Here is a 20,560-nt window from a genome sequence, read left to right on the forward strand (position 1 = left end):
AATTTATAATACATGGGATTTTTTGATTTTTTTACAGAAGAGATAGCTATAGATCTTGGAACAGCTAATACACTAATAATACATTTAGACAAAGTTGTTGTAGATAGCCCTTCTATTGTTGCTAGAGATAGAATTAGCGGAAAAATAATTGCAGTTGGTAAAGATGCCAATATGATGCAAGGTAAAACCCATGAAAATATAAAAACAATTAGACCACTTAAAGATGGTGTAATTGCAGATTTTGATGCTTCGGAAAAAATGATAAATATGTTTATTAAAAACATACCGGCATTAAAAAAGAAATGGTTTCCGCCTGCATTACGTATGGTTGTTTGTATTCCTTCTGGTATTACTGAAGTAGAAATGCGAGCAGTAAAAGAATCTTGTGAACGTGTAAACGGTAAAGAGGTTTATTTAATTCATGAACCTATGGCTGCAGCTATTGGTATTGGATTAGACATTATGCAGCCTAAAGGTAATATGATTGTAGATATAGGTGGTGGTACAACAGAAATTGCTGTTATTGCACTAGGTGGTATTGTTTGTGATAAGTCTGTAAAAATTGCAGGTGATGTATTTACAAATGACATTATTTATTACATGCGTACACAACACAACTTATATGTTGGCGAAAGTACAGCCGAGAACATTAAAATAACAATAGGTTCTGCTACAGAAGATTTACAAGAGCCGCCAGAAGAAATGTCTGTACAAGGTAGAGATTTATTAACAGGTAAACCAAAACAAGTGTCTATTTCTTACAGAGAAATTGCTAAAGCTTTGGACAAATCTATTTTAAGAATTGAAGATGCGGTAATGGAAACTTTATCACAAACTCCGCCTGAATTAGCTGCAGATATCTATAATACAGGTATTTACCTAGCTGGTGGTGGATCTATGTTAAGAGGATTAGACCGTAGGTTATCCCAAAAGACAGATTTACCCGTATATATAGCAGAAGATCCTTTACGTGCAGTTGTTAGAGGAACAGGTATTGCGCTTAAAAACTTAGAACGTTATAAGAATATCCTAATTAAATAATTAATTAGGATGTTTTTATAACATAAGTATAAGCTTAAGTTTATACCGCCAAATATGTAAAATGAATGCAACAAATTATCAACTTTTTAATAAAAAACAAAAACGGACTGCTGTATGTTTTTTTATTACTAATTGCGTTGGGATTTACTGTACAAGCAAACTCTTATCATCAATCTAAATTTTTAAATTCTTCTAGTTGGCTAACTGGCAATATTTACCAAACGTCTACTAACATATCTACATATTTTTCTTTACAAAAAGAAAACAACACTTTATTAGAGGAAAATAAAAGACTACGCAACTTACTTTTTAATAAAAACATTGTTGCTCCAGACAGTATAAAAACTGATTCTTCTTCTACCTACAATATAGTCACTGCCAATGTTATAAAAAATAGTTACTCACTATCTAAAAATTACATTACCATAAATGCAGGTAAAAACCAAAACATAAAAGAAGATATGGGTGTTATAACATCTAATGGTATTTTAGGTATTGTAGACCATACATCTAACAACTTTTCTTTAGTGCAAAGTATTTTAAATACCAAATCTACAATAAACGCTAAACTTAAAAACGAAGCATATTTTGGCTCTTTAACTTGGGACACTAAAGATTTTAACACCGCGCAACTTACAGATATACCTAGACTAGTTAAACTAAAAATAGGAGACACAGTTGTAACCGGTGCTAGCTCTAGTATTTTTCCAAAAGACATACCTATAGGAGTAATTAAAGACTATAGTTTAAAAAAATCAGAGAATGTTTACCACATTAATATTAGCCTTTTTCAGGATATGGCAAATATTAAAAACGTGTACATAATAAAAAACAAAGATATTGTAGAAATTAAAGAATTAGAAAAGAAAATTAAATAATGCTAAATAATAAATTTACCATACATATTATTAGGTTTTTCTTTCTTGTTCTTGCGCAAGTACTAGTTTTTAACAACCTAAACTTTTTAGGTTTTATAAACCCTATGGTTTATATATTATTTTTTTATTGGTACCCTGTAAAAGAAAATAAATCTATTTTATTTATTGTTAGTTTTTTATTTGGTCTTACCATAGATTTTTTCTCAGACACAATGGCAATACACACAGCGTCCTGCCTTACAATTGCTTACTTAAGATCTGGTATTATGCGTTTTTGTTTTGGTGTTAACTACGATTTTCAAAACTTTAAAATGACTTCCACCACTACATTACAACAGGTTACTTTTATAGCTTTGTTAATATTATTCCATCATTTAATTTTCTTTTCTCTAGAAATTTTTAGTTTCAGTAATTTGTTACTAATTTTAAAGAAAGTTTTAATTGTTGGTAGTGCAACCCTACTTCTTTGCCTACTAATAAAATCATTGTTTAGTACCCAAAATAAATGAAAAAAATCCTACTATCATCTTTCATTATCTTAATAGGAATATCCTTTTTAGGAAGGTTATCATATTTACAAATTTTTAGTTTTTCTCCTAATCAAATATTAGAAGACCCTGCTATAAAAACTTTATATAATTTTCCGGAGCGCGGTTATATTTACGATCGAAACGGAAAATTACTTGTAGCTAACCAAGCTGCCTATGATGTTATGGTAATTCCTAGAGAAGTTAAACCTTTAGACACTTTAGAATTCTGTAATTTAATTGGAATAGACAAAAGTACTTTTATAGAAAACATTAAAAATGCTCGTAAACATTCTCCTAGACTACCATATGTAATGGTTTCACAACTGTCTAAAGAAGATTATGCTAGGCTACAAGAAAAAATGCGTAAGTATGAAGGCTTTTATATTCAAAAAAGATCACAAAGATATTACGACACAAAAAGCGCCGCAAACGCCCTGGGATATATTAGTCAGGTTACTCCTGATGATTTAAAAAAATTTCCGTACTACAGCCAAGGTGAATTAAAAGGAAAAACAGGTGTAGAAAAGCAGTATGAAGATGTACTAAGAGGTAGAAAAGGAGTAAAATACATACAAAAAGACAGGTTTAATAGAGATATTGGTCCATATAAAAATGGTGCTTTAGACACTTTACCTGAGCCTGGTAAAGAAATACAATTAACTATAGATAAAGAACTGCAGGAATACGGTGAAAAACTAATGGTTGGTAAGCACGGAGGTATAGTTGCACTAGACCCAACATCAGGTGAAATACTATCTCTAATATCTGGCCCAACTTATGATCCTGCTCTTTTGGTAGGTAGAAAACGATCTGCAAATTACAGCAAATTATATTATGATAGTATAGCAAAACCAACTTGGGACAGAAGTTTACTTGCCCAAGAATCTCCTGGATCTCCTTTTAAAGTAATTAACGCACTTGTAGCCTTACAAGAGGACGTTATGACACCAGATGACAAAATACGCTGTTACAATGGTTTTTATGTTGGTAAAAACAGAACAAAAAGAGGTTGCCATTGCGGAGGAGGTTTAAGAGACATGAATAGCGGTATTTACAAATCATGTAACGCATATTTTGCAGGCACATTTAAACAAATTTTTGATAAGTTTGATACTACCGATGAAGCTATGGATGTGTGGCAAAAACACGTTAAAAGCTTTGGACTTGGGGAGTATTTAGGAACCGATTTACCAACAGGAAGTAGAGGCAGAATTCCTGGTAAAGAGTATTACGACAGGGTTTATGGCGACAATAGATGGTCGTGGTCATACATAGTTTCTATATCGTTTGGACAAGGAGAGGTTGCTGTAACACCAATACAATTAGCAAATATGACTGCTGCAATTGCCAATAAAGGGTATTATTACACACCACATATATTAAAAAAAGTTGAAGGCAAGCCTATTACAGACCCAAAATACACACAAAGAAAATACACTACAATAGACAAAGAAAATTTTGATCCTGTAATTAAAGGGATGGAAGCTGTGTATAAAACACCGGGGGGTACAGCGCACTGGTTACAAGTTCCTGGCATTAACATTGCCGGAAAAACAGGTACTGTAGAAAACTTTACTAGAATTAATGGTGTTAGAACGCAACTTACAGACCACTCTATATTTGTTGCTTTTGCACCCGTAGAAAATCCAAAAATTGCTTTAGCTATTTTTATAGAACACGGTTATTTTGGCGGAAGATACGCAGGACATATAGCATCATTAATGATTGAAAAATATTTAAAAGGAGAAATTACCCGCAAAGACTTAGAAAAGAAAATGCTTGAAAAAACTTTAGAAAAAGAATATGCTAAACCATATAGCGGCGAACCTTTTCCTATTAACGAAAGAGTTTGGTAACTTTTTAACAAGCTAAAAATTAGAAAACTCCTTTATGTCTGGAAACACTTTTTTAAAAAGAATAGATTGGCTTAGTATTTTTATTTACCTAGCTCTAACCATTATTGGTTGGGTAAGCATATATTCCAGCACGTTTTCTGAAAGCAACCCTTCAATATTAGATTTTGGTACTTTTTATGGCAAGCAAGCCTTTTTTATAGGTGTAAGCATACTAACTGTTGTTTTTATTTTTGCTACAGAAGCAAATATTTTTGAACGGTTTTCTGGTATTATTTACGCTATAAGTATTGTTTTATTAGTTGGCTTATTTCCGTTTGGAAAAACTATTGCAGGAGCTACCTCATGGTATAATTTAGGATTTTTTAACCTTCAACCATCAGAAATAGCCAAGGTAGCTACAGCACTTGCTTTGGCCAAATACCTTAGTGACATACAAACAGACCTAAAAAAACAAAAAGACAAAATGTATGCTTTTGGTATTTTAATAATACCTGCTGTATTAATTATATTACAACCAGACCCTGGTAGTGGTGTGGTTTTTTTAGCTCTAACTTTTGTATTATTTAGAGAAGGATTACCTCTTTATTATTTAGCCATTGGGTTAGTAATGTTTATCATATTTATTGCTACACTTAAATTTGGCACTATTTGGGTTGTTATAGCGGTTAGTATTTTAATTGCTCTATTTTACCTAACTAAAAAAGAAAGAGTTAAAATTTCTCCCCTACCAATAATACTGTTTTTTATAGTATCTGTAACCATTTCATTATCGGTTAGGGTTGTTTTTGATTCTGTTTTAAAACAACACCATAGAGACAGATTTAACCTTTGGTTACGATTAGAAAAAGATCCTAAAAAACTAGAAGAAATTAGAAGGTCTATAGGTTACAACACTTACCAATCTGAAAAAGCTATAGAATCTGGTGGTTTTACAGGAAAAGGTTTTTTACAAGGAACAAGAACAAAAGGTGACTTTGTACCAGAACAACATTCAGACTATATTTTTACTACTGTAGGAGAAGAATGGGGCTTTTTAGGCACTGCAACTGTGGTTTTATTATTTTCAATACTATTATTACGACTTGTGTATATTGCAGAACGACAAAAAAATGCCTTTAGCCGGATATATGGTTATGGTGTTATTTCTATTTTATTTGTACACTATTTAATTAATATAGGTATGGTTATTGGCTTAGTACCAACCATTGGAATACCATTACCTTTTATGAGCTATGGAGGATCTGGATTAATTGGGTTTACATTGTTGCTTTTTATCTTTTTAAAGTTAGATGCTAACCGTTTAAAGGAATGGGGTTAAAGAGCCCAATTTGTAGCATTTACTTTAGCCTCTAGCTTATCTTGAGTCGGTTTTGGTAATGCTCTAAAAAAATTGATGCCGGTTTCCTGCTCTACTTTATCTACCGTAACAACAAATGAACTAAGTGGTTTAGTACTCTCTTGATGTGGAAATAAAAAAGCTATGACCTTTAAGTTCTCTCCTTTACCCTTTGCTACAATCTTATAAAAATAATTTGGCACCGCAACATCTTCATCTCCTATTTCATCCATATTACCTTTTAAAATACCTCCTGTAACAACGTAAAGCTGTTTATCCTTTTTTACCCATTGCCGTATTTTCTTCTCTAACCTATTCCATATACCAGCATTAAAATCGTTTTTTTGAGGCACTATATTACTAGTGTAAAAAGTTTCATTATAAGCCTGTAATGAAAACCTACGGTCACCAGCAGGGCAAAGGTGTCCTCTATCGTACCCAGAGCGTTTATAATTACGCCAATCTGCAGATTTTGTTTTTACTTTAGGATCCTCAATAAAATAAGGTCTTTTTCTATCATCATAAGATAAATGTTCCTTCTTTAAAAAATACGCCACCCACTCTGCCTGTTCATATTTTTCATTGTAAGATAAAGTATAATAATTATGTTTTATTATATCGCCAGTTGTAGAAGATGGTTGTAAATAGTTATCTAAACTAACTTGTTCTTTATCTTTAATAACACTGGTATCTGTATAAGTACCTGGAGTATAAAAATTATTAAACAACCAGAAACCAATAGTGCAAATTAGCATTAAAATTAAGTACGTAGTTTTTTTATTCATTTCTATTGTAAAATCTAAATTAAAAATAAAGCTTCCAAAGTAAACCTTGGAAGCTTTTATGGTATAATGCTTGTAAATTACCTACTCTTTAATAGCAGCTGTATAACCATTAGCATCTTCTAAAGTTGTATAGCCTACTAGCTTTACAATTTTAAAAACATCGTTAGATCTACCTTCAGCATATACCACCGTATATTTTTCTCCGCTTTGAGACCAAGTAAATGATGTGCTAGATTTTAAATCTCCGTTGGTATACTCTTTATAAGTACCCATTTTATCTGAGCTAAATTTCCATTCATCTCTAGAGGTTTGTGATTCTTGTCCTTCAAAAGAGACAGAAAAATCATTTGCCCAAGTACCTACAATATCAGATGAATTATCGTCTTTAGAACAACTAGTTGTTAATACAACGGCAAATAAAATAAGGAATAGTTTTTTCAAAATAAATTATGGTTTAGATTAATTATAAAGCTTTAACGTGTTTATTTTTACAATAGTATAAATAAAAAAAGCCTAGTTTAACAACTAGGCTTTTTTTATAGAGTTATAACAGCTTATCCTTTAATTGCTGCTAACTTATTGTTATTTTTAATATTGTTAAGTTTTAAATCTTTAAGCACACTTATAGCCTCTTCTACATAAACATCCCTAGCTAAATCCTTGTGCCATCTTTCTCTTTTTTCTTTTAAAATAGTATCCTTTACAAATAAGTCTTTTTCATATTTTAAAGATTCAAAAGTTAAGCCAGTTTTATAATCATAAATACCTTTAAAGTGCTTAGATTTTTCTAAAAGCTTTTCTTTTTCCTTTTTATAGTCACTATAACTTAAAGACACTACATTTTCATCTTGCTGTTCTTTTAACCATTTTGCATTTTCTTCAATTAGCTTTAACTGAGAATTTGCTGCCATACGTTTAGCACTATTTGCAATTGTTTGCTTATAGTCTATATAACCATCCCACGTTTTATAATTTGCAGGACTAATTTTATCCCAAGCCAATGGATTTTGCTGATCTCTTTCGCCCAAATCTATATAGCTATATTTGTCTGGAACTACTACATCACTCTTAACACCTTCTAACTGAGTAGACCCACCATTAATTCTGTAAAACTTTTGCGTAGTTACTTTTAAAGCTCCTAAATCTCCGTGCTCATTGTTACGCACAATATCAGACAAAGACCAAAGATTTTGTACAGTTCCTTTACCAAAAGTTTGCTTACTACCAATTACAACACCTCTTTTATAGTCTTGCATTGCAGCTGCTAAAATTTCGGATGCAGAAGCAGATAATTCATTCACTAATAAAACCAATGGACCATCCCATTGAATACGTTCGTCTTTGTCTTCATGCACTACTTTTTCTTCTGTGTTACCAGAAGATTTTACTTGTACAACAGGTCCATCTTTAATAAACAAACCAGCCATTTCTACAACAGTGCGTAAAGACCCTCCTCCGTTATCTCTTAAATCTAAAACTAAACCTTCCATACCGGCTTGTTTTAGCCTTTCAATTTCTTTTGCAACATCAGAAGCAGCATTACGGTTACTGTAATCTTTAAAATCTACATAAAACTTAGGTAGGTTAATTATTCCGTAGGTATGATCTTCTTTTTTTACTGTAGCAGACTTAGCATAAGATTCTTCCATCTCTACCAAATCTCTTGTAATTTTTACAACTTGCGTAGAGCCATCTACTTTTTTAACAGTTAAATAAACATTAGTCCCTTTAGGGCCTTTCATTAATTTAATTGCATCGTTTAATTGCATTCCTGTAACATCTACAGGCTCTTCATTTGGTTTTTGACCTACTTTAATAATTTCATCTCCAACCTCTATTGTTTGATCTCTCCAAATTGGACCGCCAGAAATTACTTCTACAATCTTAATCTGATCTTTCTTTTTCTGTAATCTAGCTCCAATACCTTCAAATTTACCAGACATACTTACATCAAACTTATCTTTATCTTCTGGGGCAAAATAGTATGTATGCGGATCAAAACCTTCTACAATTGTATTAATATATTGTCCAAACCAATCTTCTCGGTCATACTCATTGTTCACAAAATCAAAGAAATCATCTAAAGTAGACTTTGTTAATTCTCTTGCAGCCTTTTCCGCTTCAGCTTTAGACAATGGCTTTTCTTTATCTGTTAGCTTATCATCAAAAGTACTAATTGTGGCGTATTTTAATTGCTTTCTCCATCTTTCTCTAAGTTCTTTTTTTGATGCAACAAAAGTTTGATCTTCATAGTTAATATCTATCTTCTCAGCTGTATCAAAATTAAAAGGTTTACTTAATATGTCTTTATAGATATCAGAGGCTTCACTCATACGCTTCATTAATCTTTTATGAACCAAATCAAAAAAGCTTATGTCTGTATTTTTTATTTGGTCATCTATCTGAAATTTGTACTTTTCAAACTCTTTAATATCGCTTTCTAAAAAGTACCTTTTTGTAGGATCTAAAACATCTATAAACTCTTCAAAAACTGATACTGAAAAATCGTCATTAATGTCTTTAGGCTCATAATGTCCCTTTTCTAGCATATAAGCAATTATCTCAATCAATAATTTATCTTTATCACCGTCATTAACAGTATCTAAAGATTTATTTGTGAAACTGCAAGATGCAACTGCAAATAGCATCCCCAATAACATTAAAATTAAATTCTTTTTCATCTATTATTATTTTTACTTTAGTAGAATTTGGACTTTTAAAATTACATTAATTTAATGTAAATCTTATTTATTTTACCAAGATACTGAAAAAACTATGCCACATTATATGTTAGCAGCAGTTTTTTAACCTTTTTATGATAATTATAAGATACATTTTTAAAAAGCATTCTTGCAAACAGTATAAAAACGTATTTTTACGGTATAAATTATACTTTGTATGCAAAAACCATTAATATTAGTTACCAATGATGACGGAATTACAGCTCCAGGTTTAAGATTTTTGGTAAAATTCATGAAAGAAATAGGTGATGTTGTTGTTGTTGCACCAGATAGTCCGCAGTCTGGAATGGGACACGCAATAACCATAAACAACACATTACATGCAAACCTAGTTACTATAGATGATATTAACGGTGCAGAACAAGAATATAGCTGTAGTGGAACGCCGGCAGACTGTGTAAAAATGGGACTTCAGGAGCTTTTAGATCGCAAACCAGACTTATGCGTTAGCGGTATTAATCATGGCTCTAACTCATCTATAAATGTAATTTACTCTGGTACAATGAGTGCTGCCATAGAAGCTGGCATAGAAGGCATACCAGCTATTGGTTTTTCTTTATGTGATTTTTCATGGGAGGCAGATTTTGAAGATGCCAAACCTTATGTCCAAAAAATTGTAAAACAAGCAATTGCAAATGGCATACCTAAAGGTGTGGTGCTAAATGTAAACATCCCTGCAATAGAAAATGAAAAAATAAAAGGAATTAAAATTTGCAGACAAGCACGTGCCAACTGGAAAGAAAAATTTGACAAAAGAACCAACCCTATGGGTAAAGATTACTATTGGTTAACTGGTGAATTTGAACTGCTAGACAAAGGAGAAGACACAGACGAATTTGCACTTGCAAACAACTATATATCTGTGGTGCCAACCCAGTTTGATTTAACTGCGCACCACACAATACAACAACTAAACAACTGGAATTTAAATGAACACTAAAAAAGAAGTTATAATTGGATTTTTTGTAGGTATAATTGCGAATACCATTGGTACACTAGCTTATATTTTACTTTTTTCTGATTTGGGTATTGTAGAAACATATAAAGCAGCAGTAGAAAGTGACCATATTGGCAGTCTACTAGCACTTGGAGCTATATTAAATTTAATTGCTTTTTTTCTATTTTTAAAAATTAGAAGAGATTATAGAGCTAGAGGTGTACTTATTGCTACATTATTAACTGCTCTTGTAATTTTATATTACAAAGTTTTTTAAAAAAGTAACTTACTAAATGAAATACTACATTATTGCTGGCGAGGCTTCTGGCGATTTACACGGCTCTAACCTTATAAAAGCTATAAAAATTGCAGACACTAACGCAAATATTAGGTGTTGGGGTGGAGACCTTATGCAACAAGCTGGTGGAGATCTTGTAAAACATTACAAGAGTATGGCTTTTATGGGCTTTATTGAGGTTATAAGCAATATTAATAAAATATCTAAAAATTTAAAATTTTGTAAAGAAGATATTGATGCTTTTAAACCAGATGCTATTGTTTTTATAGACTATTCTGGCTTTAATTTACGCATTGCCAAATGGGCAAAAGAAAATAATTACCGCACTAATTATTATATATCTCCACAAATTTGGGCTTCTAGAGAAGGTAGAATTTCTAAAATAAAACGAGATATAGATGCTATGCACGTTATTCTTCCGTTTGAAAAAGATTTCTACGAAAAAAAACACAATTACCCAGTACATTTTGTTGGCCACCCTTTGTTAGATGCAATAAGTAAACAAAAACTACCCAATGAGGCAGAATTTAGAGCAAAAAATAATTTAGACCCTAAAAAACAAATTATAGCACTTTTGCCTGGCAGCAGAAAACAAGAAGTACAAAAAATGTTAGATGTTATGTTATCTGTAACAAAACATTTTACAAATTACCAATTTGTAATTGCTGGAGCACCAAGCTTAGATTTAGAGTTTTACAAACCTTATTTTAAAAATCCGCAAGTAGGTTTTGTTACAAATCAAACATATAATTTATTAACTTTATCTACTGCCGCATTGGTTACTAGTGGTACCGCGACTCTAGAAACAGCTTTGTTTAAAGTTCCGCAAGTTGTTTGCTATAAAGCGCATTGGCTGTCTTACTACATTGCTAAAAAAATTATTACACTAAAATACATTTCATTAGTAAATTTAATAATGGATAAAGAAGTTATTAAAGAACTAATACAAGACGATTTAAATAGCAAAAATCTTACTTTAGAATTAAACAAAATACTCTCTAAAGACACCAGAACCAAAGTTTTTGAAGAATATTACCAGCTCGAAAAAAAACTTGGTGGTGTTGGTGCCAGTAAAAAAGCAGCAGAATTAATTGTTTCCAACACAAAAGTTAAAGCTTAAAAAACCAATAAAATTTACTAAATTTGGTAACCAAGTGTCCTAAATTTTTCTTGGAATGATTCGTAAAGCAACTATTTTTCTACTACTTCTTTCTTTAGGGAGTTGTGTCTCTAAAAAGAAAACCACCTACAGTAAAGAGCGTAAAGTTAGCGTAGCTCCATCTAAAGTAATTATTAAAAAAGGAAGACCTTCTAGAGCCGAAAAAAAAGCTGAAGAAGTTGCTGTAGAACGTAAAGCAGACCAAATTATAAACTCTGCCTTAGCATTTTCTGGTACGCCTTACAAGTTTGGTGGCACTACCAGAAGAGGAATGGATTGCTCTGGCTTACTCTATGTTGCTTTTTCTGAACACAATATTACGCTGCCTAGAGTATCATACAATATGGCACAAGAAGGTAAAGAAATAAGAGTTAAAGATGTAGAAAAAGGAGATTTACTTTTTTTTAGAACCTCAAAAAAAAGAAAGCGTATTAACCACGTAGGTTTAGTTGTTGCAACAGACAATGACGAAATTAAATTTATACACGCAAGCACATCTAGAGGTGTAATTGTTTCATCTTTACGAGAAGGGTATTGGAATTATGCATTTGTTAAAGCTACTAGAGTACTATAATTTATGAAACCCTTTCAGTTTATTTCAGTAAAATTAACGCTTTGCATAATTACTGGAATACTGATACAAACAGCATTAAATTTACCTTTTTACATTAGCTTTTTTGCACTTTCTGCCTCATTATTTACGTTAGGTATTTTATTTAAAACTTCAAAAAAAAGAACTGTAACTTTTGGTGCTATTGCTGCTTTTACCGTAATATTATTAGGTGTATTTATAACTAATATAGCAAACCCAAAAAACAACACCTTACATTATAACAACAAAAATTTTGTTAACCAACATTTGTGGCATTTAAAGGTAAATGAAGTCTTAAAATCCAACACCTATGACCACAAATACATTGCCACACTTATTAACCTAGATAACCAAAATGCTACAGGTAATTTTTTATTAAACCTACCAATAAACAAAAATACAAAAGAGTTAAATGTAGATGATGAAATTGCTGTATTTGCCAATGCCACACCTATAAATAAACCTTTAAATCCACACCAATTTAATTACGCTTTGTATTTAAAAGACTTAGGCATTTATCATAAAATTGAAGCTGAAAATAATTACAAATTACTTTCTAATAGCAAAAAAACTATAAGAGGTACAGCTGCATTAATAAAAAATAACATTATTAAAAAACTTAATAATGTTGGTTTTGGAGCAGAAGAATTAAGTATAATTAAAGCATTGTTATTAGGAGAGCGTAACACCGTACAAACAGAAACTTTAGATGCTTATAAAAATGCAGGAGCTGTACATATTTTAGCCTTATCTGGTTTACATATTGGAATACTTTTAGTGGTTTTGCAATTTTTACTTTCTCCTTTAGAGTATTTACCAAAAGGCAAAACAATTAAACTTATAATTGTTGTTTTATTATTATGGGGATTTGCTTTTATTGCTGGCTTATCTAGCTCCCTAATTAGGGCTGTAACAATGTTTACTTTTGTTGCTTATGCAATGTTTTTGAACAGGCCAACTAGTTCTTTTAACATCTTGGCATTATCATTATTTTTTATACTGTTATGCAAGCCCAACTTATTATTTTCTGTTGGATTACAAATGAGCTATTCTGCTGTATTTTCAATTGTGCTGTTTAATCCGTTATTAAAAAAAATGTGGGAACCAAAATATTATCTCACCAATAAAATATGGCAATTGTTAACCGTTAGCGCGGCGGCACAATTAGGTGTATTACCAATTAGTTTGTATTATTTTCATCAGTTCCCTACGTTATTTTTTATTACCAATTTAGCTATTATTCCTTTTTTAGGAATTATTTTAAGCATTGGTATTGTAGTTATAATTTTAGCATTGTGCAGTGCATTGCCAAACTTTTTAGTTACATTTTACAACACTATTATTTTTAGTATGAATAGTGTTATTAAATGGGTTGCCACACAAGAAGCTTTTTTAATAAAAGCCATATCCTTTAATAAAATTCAAATGCTTTTTAGCTATATCTTTATAACCTTGTTGTTTTTATTTTTAGCTAAAAAATCCTTTAAAAGAACAGCTTGGATGCTAAGTATTATTTTAATTTATCAAACGTGTCTAATTTATTATAACCACCAAGCTTTTAACAAAGAAGAGTTGCTAATATTACATCAAAACAAAAATACTGTAGTAATTCACCAATCTGGCAAAGAGTTAAAAGTGCATAGTAGTGATAGTATCATAAATAAAAATACTATCCAAAATATTAAAATTGCAGAACGCATTAATAACGTAACCAACTATAAATTAAAAAATAATTATAACTACAATAATAACTTATTAATTATTGTAGATAGTTTAGCTACTTACCCTAAAAACAAAAATAGTATTGTGCTACTTACACAATCTACTAAGTTAAATTTAAATAGATTAATTACAGAAATTAAGCCTAAACAAATAATTGCGGATGGTAGTAATTATAAAAGTACAGTTGCGTTATGGAGGTCAACTTGTTTAAAAAGAAAAATACCTTTTTATTACACAGGGGAAAAAGGCTATTACACATTTAATTAATCACAAATACTTACTTTTACACCCTTATTTTCTAGGTTTTTTACCATACTAGGAGCTATTCCGCTATCTGTTATAATTTCATCTATCTGGTGTAAATTGCAAATTTTTGCAAAGCTTTTTTTACCAAACTTAGATGAATCTGCTAAAACAATAATTTTTTGAGCAGCACCTAACATTTTCCTATTAAGTTGTGCTTCTTCTAAACTAGAGGTAGATAAACCATACTCTAAATCTATACCATCTACACCTAAAAAAAATTTGCTACATGAAATATTATCTAAAATTTGTAACGCATAATTACCAATAACCGAAGCCGAATTATGCCTAACATAACCACCCAATTGTAAAATTTGAATGTCTTTGTTATGTATTAAATGCAAAACAACATGTAAAGAAGAAGTAATTACGGTTAGTTTCTTTTTTGGTTGAATAAATTTAGCCAAAGCTTGCACAGTTGTTCCAGACGCAATCATTATAGAATCGTTTTCATCTATTAATGTAGATGCGGTTTGCGCTATACCGTTTTTTTCTTCTACCGAAATTTTTTCTTTTTCATCAACTGCCCTTTCATTTATATACGGATTTTCTAATGATGCTCCGCCGTGGGTTCTAAAAAGTAACCCCTTTTCTTCAAGCAGGCGTAAATCTTTCCTAATTGTTACCGCAGAAACATTAAGTTGCTCACATAAATCTACAACTTCTACATGTTTTTCTCTGGCAAGAATATCTAATATAATCTGATGTCTTTTCATAGAATGATCAAATATAGTTAAAAAATGAAAAAAAAATAACGCAATTTAGTTTCGTTTACTTTCGTTTTGTTTTATAATTTTATTAGATTTGATCAAAATCAAAAGAAAGTGACAAAAAACATATTTAAAAGGGAAGCATTAATAGCACAATTACAACAGGAAAAAAACTGGGATGTATTAATTATTGGTGGTGGTGCTTCTGGTTTAGGAGCTGCACTAGATAGTGCTACTAGAGGGTACAAAACAGTATTGTTTGAACAGATAGATTACGCAAAAGGAACTAGTAGCCGTAGTACCAAACTAGTACACGGTGGGGTTCGGTATTTGGCTCAGGGCAATGTAGATTTGGTAAGAGAGGCTTTGCATGAAAGAGGCTTATTAGCTAAAAATGCACCGCATTTGGTTAGCAACCTCTCATTTATAATTCCAAATTATAAATGGTGGGGAACTCCGTTTTACACCATTGGTTTAAAAGTATATGATATTTTATCTGGTAGATTAAGCTTTGGAAAATCGTTTTCACTTTCTAGAAAAAAAACTATTCAGAAATTAAAAACAATAAAAACAGACGGACTAAAAGGTGGTGTTTTATACCATGATGGTCAGTTTGACGATTCTAGACTTGCTATTAATATAGCACAAACAGCTATTGAAAAAGGCGCAACACTTTTAAATTACTTTAAAGTTATAAAGCTTACAAAAAACACTAATGGCAATACCAATGGTGTGGTAGTTTTAGATACAGAAACAAATACAGAGTATACTGTTTTTGCCAAAACAATAATAAATGCTACAGGTGTTTTTACCGATGAAATATTAAAAATGGATGATGCTGCTTCTAAAAACCTTGTACGTCCAAGTCAAGGTATTCACTTAGTTGTAGACAGGTCATTTTTACCAGGCAATGAAGCCATAATGATACCAAAAACTACAGATGGTAGGGTATTATTTTTAGTGCCTTGGCATAGCAGAGTAATTTTAGGAACAACAGATACCCTTATAGACAGTCATAGTTTAGAACCTAAACCTTTAGAAGAAGAAATAGATTTTATACTAGCAAATGCTAACGAGTATTTAAACAAAAATGTTAGCCGTGAAGACGTGTTAAGTATGTACTCTGGCTTACGTCCTTTAGCTGCTCCAAAAGACAAATCTGAAAAAACAAAAGAAATATCTAGAAGTCATAAAGTGTTAGTTTCTGACTCTAAATTAATTACAATTACAGGCGGTAAATGGACAACCTACAGAAGAATGGCGCAAGACACCATAGACAAAGCTATACAAGTAGGACAGCTTACCAAAAGGCCATGTGCAACAAAAGATCTTCAATTGCATGGCGCTACTTTAAATAAAGAAATTATAAACCATTTATCTTTTTATGGGTCGGACCAGGATAGTATTTTAGAAATGGTAAAGCACAATCCCACATTAGGTGAAAAATTACATCCTAATTTAGAGTTTGTAAAAGCCGAAGTAGTTTGGGCAGTTAAAAATGAAATGGCAAGAACCATTGAAGATGTATTAGCTAGGCGTGTACGAGTATTATTTTTAGACGCCAAAGCCGCAATAAAAATAGCGCCATTAGTTGCAGATATTATAGCTAAGGAACTAAATAAAGATGATGCCTGGAAGCAAAATCAAATTGAAAGCTTTAGAAAAGTTGCCAATGTTTATGTTCTAAAACATTAAAATTTTACTTAAAACCAAACAACCTTACAAACAACAACATGGAAAAATATATATTAGCATTAGACCAAGGCACAACTAGCTCTAGAGCAATTGTATTTAATAAAATGGGTAACATTATATCTGTTGCTCAAAAAGAGTTTACACAGTACTTTCCTAAACCAGGCTGGGTAGAACATGACCCTGACGAAATTTGGTCTACACAAGCTGGTGTTGCTACAGAAGCTATTACAAAAAAAGGACTAGATGTAAAAAATATTGCTGCAATTGGCATTACAAACCAAAGAGAAACTGTAGTTGTTTGGGATAAAAAAACAGGTAAACCTGTTTACAACGCTATTGTTTAGCAAGACAAAAGAACATCTCAATATTGTGAAGAACTTAAAAAAGCCGGACACACAGATCTTATTAAACAAAAAACAGGCCTTGTAATAGACTCTTACTTTTCTGGAACTAAAATAAAATGGATTTTAGATAACGTAGAAGGCGCCAGAGAACGTGCAGAGGCTGGTGACCTATTAATGGGAACCATAGACTCTTGGCTTATTTGGAACTTTACAAAAGGAAAGAAACACGTTACAGATGTTAGTAATGCGTCTAGAACATTACTATTTAATATTAATACTTTACAATGGGATGATGAGCTACTAGACCTACTTACCATTCCTAAAAGTATGTTACCAGAGGTAAAAGAATCTAGCGAGGTTTACGGTCACACACAATCTGTTTTTTATGATTCTAAAATTCCTATTTCTGGTATTGCAGGAGACCAGCAAGCTGCCTTATTTGGACAAATGTGCACCAAGCCCGGAATGGTAAAAAACACATACGGCACAGGTTGTTTTATGCTTATGAATATTGGTAAAAAACCAACGTTATCTAAAAATAACTTACTCACCACTATAGGTTGGAAAATTAACGGAGAAACGCAGTATGCATTGGAAGGTAGTATTTTTATAGGAGGAGCTGTTGTACAATGGCTTAGAGATTCTTTAAAAATTATTAGAACATCTGCAGAGGCAGAAACCTTAGCTAACAGCATTAAAAGCTCAGAAGGGGTTTACTTTGTTCCTTCTTTTGCTGGTTTGGGAGCTCCTCATTGGAACCAACAAGCACAAGGTACTATTTTTGGATTAACAAGAGGCAGCACAGATGCACATATTGCAAGAGCAGCTTTAGAATCTATTGCCTACCAAACAATGGATATTTTAAAAGCTATGGAGGCAGATTCTGACATTTTAATTAAAGAGTTACGAGTAGATGGTGGAGCTACTGTAAATAATTTACTAATGCAGTTTCAGGCAAATGTTTTACAAACTACTACTATAAGACCTAAAGTAGTAGAGACCACCGCTATGGGAGCTGCTTTTTTAGCAGGCCTAGCTGTGGGCTACTGGGATAGTCCAAAAGAAATTGAAGAAATTTGGCAAACAGATGAACGTTTTGAACCAGTTACAGAAAATGAAGAAATTTTAGAAGGCATTAAAGGTTGGTACAAGGCCATTAAAGCACTTGAGTATTGGACAACCTTAAACTAAAAAAATGACTCCTTTTATTGCAGAAATTATTGGTAGTGCCATTCTAATTTTACTTGGTGGTGGCATAGTTGCAAATGTGGTATTAAATAAAACGAACGGCAATAACAGCGGCTGGATTGTGATTACCACTGGCTGGGCACTTGCAGTTTATGTAGGTGTGGTTATAGCTGGGCCCTATAGTGGTGCTCATCTAAATCCTGCTGTTAGTATTGGTTTGGCTATTGCAAACAAATTTGAATGGTATAAAGTACCTATGTATGCACTTGCGCAATTTATTGGTACTATGGTTGGCGCTACTTTTGTTTGGCTTACATACAAACACCATTTTAATGAAACAGAAGATAAAGATGCTAAAAAGGCTGTTTTTTGCACTGCTCCTGTCATTAAAAATACATTTAGCAACTTATTTAGTGAGGCCATAGGCACTTTTGTGCTGTTACTTACTATTTTCTATTTTACAGATGCCACACTAACAAAACCTAATACTATAATTGGACTAGGCTCTGTTGGCGCTATACCCGTAGCATTTTTAGTCTGGGCAATTGGTTTGTCTTTAGGCGGTACTACAGGTTATGCTATTAATCCTGCTAGAGATTTAGGACCTAGAATTATACACGCACTACTTCCTATTAAAAATAAAGCTAAAAGTGATTGGAGCTATGCTTGGATACCTGTAGTGGGCCCTATTTTAGGTGCTTCACTAGCAGCTTTCCTAATGCTTGCTTTAAGCTAATAAATAAGCTTATTTAAACTAAAAATCCCTTTTTACTGTCTGTAAAAAGGGATTTTTTTATTGTATTTATAAATATTAATGAACTTTACCCATTAGCTTTTTAATTAAAGGAGAAAGCACCAAAACAATAACAGCTGCCCCTAGTGCATATTTAGATATTAACAAGAAACCGTCTGTGTAAATACCTAAGGTATCTAATCCTCCTACGTTTTTATCATCACTTTCAACAGCCAATTGCTTACTAATAAAACCAACAATTTGAAATGCAAATGCTGAAGCTAAAAACCAAATTCCCATCATAAAAGCTACAATACGCTTTGGAGAAAGGTCTGTAATTTTAGATAAACCTACTGGAGACATGAACAACTCCCCAACAGAAATTAGAAAATACATAATTAACAAATAAGAAAAAGGAACCATCCCGTCTGCATCTGCACTACCACTGCTTAATGAAAGTATAAAGAAACTTATACCAGCAAAAGCAAGTCCTAAACCAAATTTGTATGGTGTTCTAGGATCCATTTTCTTTTTCCTCAAGTAAGCAAAAAGCATTGATATTGGAATTGATAATATAATTATGAACATTGAGTTTAACGCATTAGTTTGTGAAGCGTCTATAAAGGTAAGATTCACATTTCTTTCTGCAAACAACGTTATTACACTACCAGAAAGCTCATGAAAACCCCAGAAAAGTGTCATAAAAAACGTAATCAAAATAGCCACAACTAGCTTTTTACGCTCATCTACTGTAGCTTTTATCAAAACATTTATTAAAAAAACCGCAATACCAATAGCAATTAAATAAAATATAATATTAACAATGTTATCATCTTCTAAAAAAGTACCCTTTTCTCCCAAAGACTTATAAGAAGCCAGTAAATAAGCAATAACAGGTGCAGATAAAACAGCTAAAATAGGAATCATTATACCTTGTTTAACACCCAAAATTGTCTTTTCCAAAACTCCTTTAACAGGCGGCAAACCTCTATCACCAAAAACATTCTTTTTAATTCCACTATAAAAGAATATAAGCCCCAAAAGCATACCAATACCTGCCAGTCCAAATCCATAATGCCATCCAAAAGTTTTACCTAAATAACCACAAATTAAAGGTGCAACAAAACCTCCGATATTAATCCCCATATAAAAAATTACAAAACCAGAATCTTTTCTACTATCACCGTCCTTGTATAACGAGCCAACAAATGTTGATATATTTGGTTTAAAAAAACCATTACCAACAACAATTAGTGCAAGTGCTAAAAAGAAAGTAATATCATGTTCTATGGCTAAAACAAAATGTCCTACAGACATTAAAATACCTCCTAAAAAAATAGACTTTCGCATTCCCAATATCTTATCAGAGATTCTACCTCCAATTACCGTAGAAGCATAAACCAAAGAGCCGTAAGATGCGTATACTGCTGCTGCTGCAAAATCTCTAGATGCTAAAGCTGCAAAAACAACATCTACCATATATAGTGTTAGCAAAGCACGCATTCCATAGAAGCTAAAACGCTCCCATAGCTCCGCAAAAAATAAATAAAACAATCCTTTTGGATGTCCAAAAAGCTCTTGTTCTTCAACTGATTTAACAGTGTTTTCCATAATTATAAAAAATTAATTTATTAGTGGGGTTGTAATAAACTAAAACCATTAGCAAAACTACATCCCATTGATACAGTATATAAATCTACACTATTACGATT

The 20,560-nt window shown here is 32.0% G+C and carries 16 protein-coding genes and 1 pseudogene; 12 read left to right on the forward strand and 5 right to left on the reverse strand.

Going from position 1 to position 20,560, the window contains the following annotated elements; genetic code table 11:
* The first annotated feature begins 12 nt into the window (after positions 1–12).
* The 4 genes from BFJ87_RS01550 (at position 13) to rodA (ending at position 5,623) form a co-directional block, all read left to right on the forward strand.
* Positions 13–1,041, forward strand: a complete 1,029-nt coding sequence (locus BFJ87_RS01550) for a rod shape-determining protein (protein WP_013620356.1) — start codon at positions 13–15, stop codon at positions 1,039–1,041.
* Positions 1,042–1,106: 65 nt separating this feature from the next.
* Positions 1,107–1,919 (forward strand): rod shape-determining protein MreC, encoded by an 813-nt coding sequence (mreC, locus tag BFJ87_RS01555; protein WP_077398960.1) that lies wholly within the window; start codon positions 1,107–1,109, stop codon positions 1,917–1,919.
* 505 nt (positions 1,920–2,424) lie between these two features.
* Complete coding sequence (locus BFJ87_RS01565) at positions 2,425–4,305, forward strand: peptidoglycan D,D-transpeptidase FtsI family protein (protein WP_077398964.1); 1,881 nt, start codon at positions 2,425–2,427, stop codon at positions 4,303–4,305.
* 34 nt (positions 4,306–4,339) lie between these two features.
* Positions 4,340–5,623 carry a rod shape-determining protein RodA gene (gene rodA, locus BFJ87_RS01570; RefSeq protein ID WP_077398966.1) on the forward strand — a complete coding sequence of 428 codons (1,284 nt, stop codon included), beginning with the start codon at positions 4,340–4,342 and terminating at the stop codon, positions 5,621–5,623.
* Here rodA and BFJ87_RS01575 read toward each other — a convergent pair.
* The 3 genes from BFJ87_RS01575 to BFJ87_RS01585 all read right to left on the reverse strand — a co-directional run bounded on the left by BFJ87_RS01575 (position 5,620) and on the right by BFJ87_RS01585 (position 9,107).
* On the reverse strand, positions 5,620–6,426 hold the full coding sequence (locus BFJ87_RS01575) for a DNA/RNA non-specific endonuclease (RefSeq protein WP_077398968.1): 807 nt from the start codon (positions 6,424–6,426) through the stop codon (positions 5,620–5,622). The genes rodA and BFJ87_RS01575 overlap by 4 nt on opposite strands.
* A gap of 81 nt (positions 6,427–6,507) precedes the next feature.
* A complete protein-coding gene (locus tag BFJ87_RS01580) occupies positions 6,508–6,867 on the reverse strand; it encodes a lipocalin family protein (RefSeq protein WP_171974451.1) in 360 nt (119 codons plus the stop codon).
* A gap of 113 nt (positions 6,868–6,980) precedes the next feature.
* Positions 6,981–9,107: a carboxy terminal-processing peptidase gene (locus BFJ87_RS01585; protein ID WP_077398972.1), complete on the reverse strand. Its 2,127-nt coding sequence runs from the start codon at positions 9,105–9,107 to the stop codon at positions 6,981–6,983.
* A gap of 217 nt (positions 9,108–9,324) precedes the next feature.
* On the opposite strand from BFJ87_RS01585, the gene surE reads away from it, so the two are divergent.
* Genes surE through BFJ87_RS01610 form a run of 5 tightly spaced genes read left to right on the forward strand, consistent with a single transcriptional unit; the run spans position 9,325 to position 14,142 of the window.
* Positions 9,325–10,107 carry a 5'/3'-nucleotidase SurE gene (gene surE, locus BFJ87_RS01590; RefSeq protein WP_077398974.1) on the forward strand — a complete coding sequence of 261 codons (783 nt, stop codon included), beginning with the start codon at positions 9,325–9,327 and terminating at the stop codon, positions 10,105–10,107.
* Positions 10,097–10,381, forward strand: coding sequence for a hypothetical protein (locus BFJ87_RS01595; RefSeq protein WP_077398976.1), 285 nt, complete (start codon positions 10,097–10,099; stop codon positions 10,379–10,381). Before surE ends, BFJ87_RS01595 begins: the two co-directional genes overlap by 11 nt.
* A gap of 16 nt (positions 10,382–10,397) precedes the next feature.
* Entirely contained in the window at positions 10,398–11,522 is a 1,125-nt protein-coding gene (lpxB, locus tag BFJ87_RS01600; RefSeq protein WP_077398978.1) for a lipid-A-disaccharide synthase, read from the forward strand.
* A gap of 55 nt (positions 11,523–11,577) precedes the next feature.
* Positions 11,578–12,135, forward strand: a complete 558-nt coding sequence (locus BFJ87_RS01605; protein ID WP_077398980.1) for a C40 family peptidase — start codon at positions 11,578–11,580, stop codon at positions 12,133–12,135.
* A 3-nt stretch (positions 12,136–12,138) separates the two neighbouring features.
* The gene (locus tag BFJ87_RS01610) at positions 12,139–14,142 is read left to right on the forward strand and encodes a ComEC/Rec2 family competence protein (protein ID WP_077398982.1); all 2,004 of its coding nucleotides are present in this window, start codon (positions 12,139–12,141) and stop codon (positions 14,140–14,142) included.
* Here the strand turns inward: BFJ87_RS01610 and BFJ87_RS01615 are convergent.
* A complete protein-coding gene (locus BFJ87_RS01615) occupies positions 14,139–14,894 on the reverse strand; it encodes a DeoR/GlpR family DNA-binding transcription regulator (protein ID WP_077398984.1) in 756 nt (251 codons plus the stop codon). The two genes, BFJ87_RS01610 and BFJ87_RS01615, sit on opposite strands and share 4 nt — an antisense overlap.
* Before the next feature lie 108 nt (positions 14,895–15,002).
* Here BFJ87_RS01615 and BFJ87_RS01620 point away from each other — a divergent pair, with 108 nt between their 5' ends.
* From BFJ87_RS01620 to BFJ87_RS01630, 3 genes and pseudogenes are all read left to right on the forward strand, one after another.
* A complete protein-coding gene (locus tag BFJ87_RS01620; RefSeq protein WP_077398986.1) occupies positions 15,003–16,583 on the forward strand; it encodes a glycerol-3-phosphate dehydrogenase/oxidase in 1,581 nt (526 codons plus the stop codon).
* 38 nt (positions 16,584–16,621) lie between these two features.
* A pseudogene (gene glpK / locus BFJ87_RS01625) lies at positions 16,622–18,118 on the forward strand (glycerol kinase GlpK).
* A 4-nt stretch (positions 18,119–18,122) separates the two neighbouring features.
* Positions 18,123–18,851, forward strand: a complete 729-nt coding sequence (locus BFJ87_RS01630; protein ID WP_077398988.1) for an MIP/aquaporin family protein — start codon at positions 18,123–18,125, stop codon at positions 18,849–18,851.
* Between the two features lie 75 nt (positions 18,852–18,926).
* Here BFJ87_RS01630 and BFJ87_RS01635 read toward each other — a convergent pair whose 3' ends face one another.
* On the reverse strand, positions 18,927–20,459 hold the full coding sequence (locus BFJ87_RS01635) for a peptide MFS transporter (RefSeq protein ID WP_077398990.1): 1,533 nt from the start codon (positions 20,457–20,459) through the stop codon (positions 18,927–18,929).
* Positions 20,460–20,560 lie beyond the last annotated feature (101 nt).

This window comes from Cellulophaga omnivescoria (assembly GCF_001999725.1).
GTDB classification, from domain to species: Bacteria; Bacteroidota; Bacteroidia; order Flavobacteriales; family Flavobacteriaceae; genus Cellulophaga; species Cellulophaga omnivescoria.